The sequence below is a fragment of the Streptococcus sp. HMSC034B03 genome, from assembly GCF_001838575.1.
Lineage (GTDB): Bacteria > Bacillota > Bacilli > Lactobacillales > Streptococcaceae > Streptococcus > Streptococcus anginosus.
Map to the genome: position 1 here is coordinate 286,552 of NZ_KV837637.1, position 7,215 is coordinate 293,766.

At 40.4% G+C, this 7,215-nt stretch carries 7 protein-coding genes; all 7 read right to left on the minus strand.

The features are described from left to right. Positions 1–92: 92 nt before the first annotated feature. Positions 93–443 (minus strand): 30S ribosome-binding factor RbfA, encoded by a 351-nt coding sequence (gene rbfA, locus HMPREF2634_RS09310; protein WP_003025954.1) that lies wholly within the window; start codon positions 441–443, stop codon positions 93–95. An 80-nt stretch (positions 444–523) separates the two neighbouring features. Further along, on the minus strand, positions 524–3,361 hold the full coding sequence (gene infB, locus HMPREF2634_RS09315; RefSeq protein ID WP_070836501.1) for a translation initiation factor IF-2: 2,838 nt from the start codon (positions 3,359–3,361) through the stop codon (positions 524–526). A gap of 16 nt (positions 3,362–3,377) precedes the next feature. Next, a complete protein-coding gene (locus HMPREF2634_RS09320) occupies positions 3,378–3,677 on the minus strand; it encodes a YlxQ-related RNA-binding protein (RefSeq protein ID WP_003025959.1) in 300 nt (99 codons plus the stop codon). Next, complete coding sequence (rnpM, locus tag HMPREF2634_RS09325) at positions 3,670–3,966, minus strand: RNase P modulator RnpM (RefSeq protein WP_003025961.1); 297 nt, start codon at positions 3,964–3,966, stop codon at positions 3,670–3,672. The genes HMPREF2634_RS09320 and rnpM overlap by 8 nt, the downstream gene beginning before the upstream one ends. Before the next feature lie 12 nt (positions 3,967–3,978). Continuing rightward, positions 3,979–5,172 carry a transcription termination factor NusA gene (nusA, locus tag HMPREF2634_RS09330; protein ID WP_003025963.1) on the minus strand — a complete coding sequence of 398 codons (1,194 nt, stop codon included), beginning with the start codon at positions 5,170–5,172 and terminating at the stop codon, positions 3,979–3,981. Positions 5,173–5,220: 48 nt separating this feature from the next. Further along, positions 5,221–5,709 (minus strand): ribosome maturation factor RimP, encoded by a 489-nt coding sequence (gene rimP / locus HMPREF2634_RS09335; RefSeq protein WP_003025965.1) that lies wholly within the window; start codon positions 5,707–5,709, stop codon positions 5,221–5,223. A 247-nt stretch (positions 5,710–5,956) separates the two neighbouring features. Next, entirely contained in the window at positions 5,957–6,646 is a 690-nt protein-coding gene (locus tag HMPREF2634_RS09340) for a VIT1/CCC1 transporter family protein (protein ID WP_003025968.1), read from the minus strand. Positions 6,647–7,215 lie beyond the last annotated feature (569 nt).

The window sequence follows — 7,215 nt, forward strand, 5'->3', positions numbered from 1 at the left end:
TAACAAGCCTTTTTTAGCATTTTTATCAAAAAAAGAAAGAAAAATAGAATTTCCTTTCTTTTTAAATATATTGATATAGCTAAAATCACGTTTTATTTTTGTTCTAAATAGCGGAGCATTTGGTCAATTTTATTCCCGTATTCAATGGATTCATCTTTGATAAATGTCAAATCAGGAATTTTATACATCTTCAAGTTGTGACCCAATTCACGTTTGATCGTTCCTTTGGCTTTTTCTAAACCAATTTGAGCTTTTTCTTGCTCAGAAGCAAGGTTGCTCATCAGCGTGTAGTATACTTTTGCCATTGACAAGTCGCCCAACATTTGCACATCTGTAATGGTAATTCCTTGAACACGCGGATCACGAACTTTTTTTTGCAAGATTTCATTGACTTCACGTTTGATTTCCATGCCCACACGATCCACACGAAATTGATTTGCCATGATATCTCCTTTCACTTACTTTAGAAAAAGGTTGAGGCAGACTTTAATGAACCATAGCCTGTCTCTTTTCCATTCATATTTTATTTTGTGATTTCTTCCATGATGTAGGCTTCAATCATGTCGTCTACCTTGATGTCATTGTAGTTCTCAACCATGAGACCACCTTCTTGCCCATTGCCAACTTCTTTCACATCATCCTTATAATGTTTGAGGCTAGCAAGCGCACCATCAAAGATGACAACACCATCACGAATCACACGAACCTTAGAATCACGAGTTACTTTACCGCTAACCACCATAAAGCCACCAATGGTACCGACTTTAGAAACCTTGAAGGTTTCACGGATAACAGCTTCACCGATAATTTTTTCTTCGTATTCTGGATCCAACATCCCTTTCATGGCATCTTCTACTTCTTCGATGACTTTATAAATAATGCTGTGAAGACGAATTTCGACATCATCGGCTTCTGCTTGTTGACGAGCTTGTGGGGTAGGACGAACGTTAAAACCAATGATAAAGGCATTTGAAGCTTCGGCAAGAGTCACGTCAGACTCGTTAATAGCACCAACTGCTGAGTGAACAATCGTGACTTTAACGCCTTCTACTTCAATCTTTTGAAGGGAAGCTGTCAAGGCTTCGGCAGAACCTTGCACATCTGCTTTGATAATAACATTGACAGACTTGACTTCACCAGCTTTAAGGGTATCAAAGAGATTTTCCAAACTAACACGATGCGTTGCCTGACGTTGTTTCATGAGAGCACGTTTTGCACGTTCTTCACCAGCTGCACGCGCTGCTTTTTCATCTTCATATACGGCAAAATGGTCACCAGCCATTGGTGTTTCATTTAAACCTGTGATAGATACTGGTGTCGATGGCCCCGCAACTTTCACTCGACGTCCACGGTCATTGGTCATGGCACGCACACGACCAAAAGTATTACCAACAACAATTGGATCTTGTACATTTAAGGTACCTTGTTGAACAAGCAAGGTTGCAACTGCACCTTTTCCTTTATCCAAGCGCGCTTCGATTACTGTACCAATTGCGCGAACCTTTGGATCAGCTTTTAGCTCTTGAATTTCAGCTACAAGGAGAACGGTTTCGAGCAGTTCATCAATATTTTGGTTGAACTTAGCTGAGATTTCAACAAATTCAGAATCACCGCCCCATGCTGTAGACATAACTCCATATTCAGCTAATTCACCGATGACACGTTCAGGATTAGCACCTGGCTTATCAATCTTGTTAATCGCTACAATAATTGGCACATTGGCTGCTTTTGAATGGTTAATCGCTTCAATTGTTTGAGGCATGACTCCATCATCTGCTGCTACGACAAGAATCGTAATATCTGTGACAGAAGCACCGCGCGCCCGCATAGAGGTGAAAGCGGCATGCCCTGGTGTATCAAGGAAGGTAATTTTCTTACCATTTTCTTCAATCTGGTAAGCACCAATATGTTGTGTAATCCCACCTGCCTCACCTGTAGCAACACGAGAATTACGCAAGGTATCCAAAAGTGTTGTTTTCCCATGGTCAACGTGTCCCATGATGGTCACAACTGGCGGACGTTCTACTAAAGCATCTGGATCAAGATAATCTTCATCCACAAAGAAGCGTTCGATATCTGCATTATCGACTTCAACTTTAGCATGTGCTTCAATGCCATAATCTACCATCAGAAGTTCAATAGTATCGCCGTCCAACGATTGATTCTGCGTTGCCATAACCCCCATCATAAAGAGTTTCTTGACAATTTCGGCTGGTTCACGTTTAATCCGCTTTGCAATCTCTGCAACGGTCATGCCTTCTGTATATTCAAATTCTTTTGGCAATTCATGGAACTTGCGTTCTGTAACCGGTTTTGGAGTTTGGTTATTGTTCCGATTATTCTTGCCTTTTTTATTTTTCTTGTTATGATTCCAATTACTATTCTTTTGATTTCTCACTTGATTTTGACTGCTTCGATTCTTTTGTTGTTTTCTTGGACCATCTTCTTCGCGATCAAAGTCATCACGTTTCTTGTCTGGTCGAGCTTGTTTTTTCCGACGAGTATCAACTGCAGGAGTTGGAACCGCCTCAGGGGCAACTTGAGACTGTGGAGCCGGCTTCGTAGCCTCCACGATAGGCGCTGCTGCTTTGAATAATTCTTCTACCGGTTCTTTCCGTTTCTTCTGCTCACGTTGAGCTGCTTTTGCAGCTTGAGCCTGTTTAAAACGTTCCTCGCTTCCACGAGCATATTCGGCATTCTGTTCAGCTTTCAGAGCTGCTGCACGCGCCTTGAAATCAATGCGTGGTCCTTGATTTGTTTGAGGGCGATTCTGATTTGCAATATTTGAACGATTTTGTTCTTGACGACGATTATCCTGATTGCGATGATCGCGATTGTCGCGTTGTTCGCTGCGATTCCAACGGTCATTTCGATTTTGGTTGTTTCGATTATTACGCGGATTGCGCTCTTCTCGATTTCGCTTTTCACCATTTTGTTGTTTTTGTGGCCGATTTTCTCGCTGTTTATTTCGTCGTTCTGCCTGTTCTTTCGCTCTTGCCTCTCGTTCAGCCTTAAAATTACGACTTTTTGGTTTTGCAGACGCCGACTTCGCTTCCACTTCCGACTTTTGCGTCGGAGCTACTGCCTTCGGCTCTGCTTTCTTCTCAGCCTCGGTCGTTTCTTTCACTGCCGTTGGAGCTGACGCTTGCTCTTTAGGCAACGATTGAGTCGGCTTTTGAGTCGTTTCTTTTTTAGGAGCTGCTGCTTGAGAAAAGCTAGCTGTGATACGTGTTGCTATTTCACTTTCCACGCTGCTGGCATGACTTTTTACCTCAATACCAAGCTCTTTTGCACGCGCCACAATTTCCTTGCTTTCTTTTCCCAGTTCTTTCGCGATTTCGTACAATCTTACTTTAGACAAATCTTGTCCTCCTCTTCTATTCCATAAGAGACCTCATTTTCTTTGTAAATCCAGCATCAGTAACAGCAAGGACTTTTCTTGCCTTGCCTACTGCGGTGCTTAATTCCAGTGTTGAAAACACGGTTGATACTTCTACTTTGTAATAATGACTTTTATCAGTAATTTTCTTGGTCAAATTTGGAGCAGCATCGTTGGCTAAAAAGACCAACTTTGCTTTCCTATCTTGTATAGCCTTAACAACCAATTCTTCACCCGATATGATGCGACCTGCTCGTTGTGCTAAGCCAAGTAAATTGGCTAGTTTTTGCTTATTCAAGACCTAACTCTCTTCTTTTGACCTTGTGATCCACATAAGCAATCAGTTCATCGTAAAAATCGTCTTCCACTTCCATATTGAAACTGCGATTAAAGACTCGTTTTTGCTTAGCTTGAAGCGCTTCTTCATTATCAAGTTTGATATAAGCTCCACGTCCGTTCGCCTTACCTGTCGGATCAATGAAAATTTGACCTTCTTTGTTTTTGACAATGCGGAGTAAATCACGCTTGTCAATGATTTCGTTAGAAACTACTGATTTTCGTAAAGGGATTTTTCTTGTTTTTGCCATTCTTTCCCTCCTTTAGTCTGCTGCTTCAACTTCACTTTCCACAAATTCTGTTTCTACAGGACTTTCAACTGCTGTAAATTCTTCTACTTCTTCAGCAAATCCGCCGAGTTCACCAGCTTCTTCCATAGCTTCAAATTCACTTGCAGATTTGATGTCAATTCTGTAACCTGTCAAATGAGCTGCCAAGCGTACGTTTTGTCCGCGACGACCGATTGCAAGAGACAATTTGTTATCTGGCACAACGACAAGAGCATGCTTGCTATCTTGACTGTCAAAGATGACTTGATCCACTTCTGCAGGAGCAATCGCATTGTAGATGAATTCAGCAGGATCTGCTACCCACTCAATCACATCGATGTTTTCTTCAATAGGAATCATACGGTCTGATTTTGCATCATACTTAGCTGGATGAAACTTGCTGGTGATTTTCTTGATGTTTGCGCCACCACGTCCAACGATTGTACCAATTGCATCTATATTTGGGTTGTGACTGCGTACCGCAACCTTGGTTCGATCACCTGCTTCACGAGAAACGCTCATGATTTCAACCGTTCCGTCATAAACTTCAGGAATTTCTTGCTCCATCAAGCGTTTGATCATCTCTGGATGACTACGGCTAACAAAAACATTCACACCGCGAGGATTGTCCTCAACCTTATAAACAAAAACTTCAATGCGGTCGTGTGAAGCAAAGACTTCTCCAGGAATTTGGTCTTGTTTAGACAACTGCGCTTCAATGCTGCCAAGATTGACATAGATGAAACGATTGTCAAAACGTTCGACTGTTCCTGACATGATTTCATTTTCATGCTCTTTGTACTTATTGTAAGTAATCGCCCGCGTTTGCTTGCGCATCTTTTCCATAATTGTTTGCTTAGCAGATTGAGCTGCTACCCGACCAAATTCAGCCGGCGCTTCTTCAAATTTGATTTTATCACCAAGCTCATAAGCTGAGCTAATGGCAAGAGCATCTTTTAAGCTGATTTCCAAACGGCTATCAAAAACTTCGTCCACCACTTCACGAACTGTATAGACACGAAAATCTCCTGTTTTTTCGTTAAATTCAATGGCTGCGCTATCTGCTTGACCATAACGGCGACGATAAGCGGAGCGCAAGGATTCTGTCACTGCTTCGATAATGTCTTCTTTTTTAATCCCTTTATCTTCTTCCAAAATGCGGAAGGCCTCTAGCATTTCTTTACTCATGTCTTTTTCGCTTTTGTAAAAACAAAAGCAATCCTTTCTTTTTTTTTACTAAAATTTTACTGCTAATCTTGCTTTGGATACTAGCTTGTAAGGAATTTGAACAACTTTCTTACGCGTCTTATCCATATATTCCATTGTTAAATGATCTTCCTCAAAAGAAAGCAATGTTCCTTCAAAGGTTTTACTTTTATCAACTGCTTGATACAGACTAACATGGATATATTGCCCAACTGCATCTGCTAATTGTTCTTTCGTTTTCAGCGGACGTTCCAACCCTGGGCTCGTCACCTCAAGGAAATACTGCTCAGGAAAAGGATCCGGCTTAATCGTGTCCAAAAGCGGACTGATGATGTCCGTCAAATCTGCCGTATCATTTACGGTAATCCCTCCCGACTTATCTACAAAAATACTGAGAACATGGTCGCTCCCCATCTTACCATAGTCAATATTCACTAATTCATACGGCTCTTGGATGACTGGCTCGACAACCTCTTTTACCAATTCTACAATCGTTGCGATAAGACTACACCTCCTCACAGATAAGAGGCGAAGATACTTCCTCGCCTCTCTTTCATATTCATTACTTGTATTATAGCATAAGAAAAAATAAAATGCAAGAAAATATATTCCTGTATTTTATTTGATGCTATACTTATCAATCGTAAGAAAATTGATTGATTTCAGCATTGTGGTTGACAGATAATTCTAAAAAGAATTGACTATAAAGTCAAATAGAATAACCTACAATCAAAATCACTCCTCATAAAGGTTTTTTATTTCGAAATTAAATAGCAAATAATTGACCTACAAGATAAGTTACTGTCATAGTCAAAAGTCCAATGACTAAGTTTCGAATCATGGCATTTTTTATCGGTGCTTTTCCTAACTTAGCACTGGTGTATCCCGTTCCCAATAGCGATAAAGCAACAATGACTACTGTCGTCGGAATTCTATAACTAGCAGAAAAGAAGACAATGCTCAGCATGGGAAAAATAGCTCCTGCTACAAAAGCGATAAAGCTGGAGATTGCTGCATGCCAAGGATTAGTAAATTCTTCCACTTCAATACCATACTTTTCCGCTACCAAAGCTTTGAGAGGATCCTTTAAAAAAGCTCGATTGGTTAAAAGCTGGGCAGAAGTCTCACACTCGCCATTCTGGATATAAGCTGCATAGAGCGACTGCCTAGCAATATCTGGATTTTTCATTAAAAGATCTCGCTCTCTGACAACTGCGGCCTCCTCCGTATCCTTTTGAGTGGAGACAGATACATATTCACCACCTGCCATGGAAAAAGCTCCCGCAAAGACTGCTGCTAACCCAGAAAGAAAGATAATCCAAATACTTTCTGTCGCACTTGCTACCCCTATTACCACACCCGCGATAGAAATAATACCATCATTGGCCCCCAATACTCCAGCTCGCAAAATATTAAGCCGACCGCTAAAATTCTTATCAATTTCTTGTTCTCTCATCATCGTCAATCTTCTCTTTTCTCTTTATTTAGAATTATTATAAATAAAAACTTAATCAAGCACAAGAGAAAAGAACAAAATGAGAAAAGTTCTACTATTTAATAAAATTTCTTAAACATCTACTTGGACAGCAACGTTTTACTTTTTAGCAAGCTCAAAACAAGACCATTCTACCAAATCACACACATATATATGGTAAAAGGTCATCCGATTGATCCCACAATCTTCTACAATGTCCTGAATCGTAAATTTTGTTAATAGCTTTTATAACAAAATGTTTAAATGAAGCTTTTAAAGTTCATTTTGTCGCTTGAGACATTCTTTTGCTCCTCTTGTTTTTTAGCAATCTTTTCTCCTGAAAATCAGAAAAGGGAGTGGGACAAAACTAAAAATTGAAAATTTTTAGTTCGTAGTCCCACCCCCGCAAGGGTGCTTAAACAGTTATCAAGCTGTTTAAGGTTGCAGATGAAGAAAACGAAGTTTTCGCCAAAAGTGCTCTTCCGAGCTTGAACAGCGAATGAAGAGCCCAATCACCTACTGCGTTATTCGTTTATTACTAAATCTGATAG

Excerpts from the sequence above, each read along its gene's own strand:
- rbfA (WP_003025954.1), bottom strand. The coding sequence starts at position 443 with ATGGCAAATCAATTTCGTGTGGATCGTGTGGGCATGGAAATCAAACGT.
- HMPREF2634_RS09340 (WP_003025968.1), bottom strand. The coding sequence starts at position 6,646 with ATGAGAGAACAAGAAATTGATAAGAATTTTAGCGGTCGGCTTAATATT.
- nusA (WP_003025963.1), bottom strand. The coding sequence starts at position 5,172 with ATGAGTAAAGAAATGCTAGAGGCCTTCCGCATTTTGGAAGAAGATAAA.
- rnpM (WP_003025961.1), bottom strand. The coding sequence starts at position 3,966 with ATGGCAAAAACAAGAAAAATCCCTTTACGAAAATCAGTAGTTTCTAAC.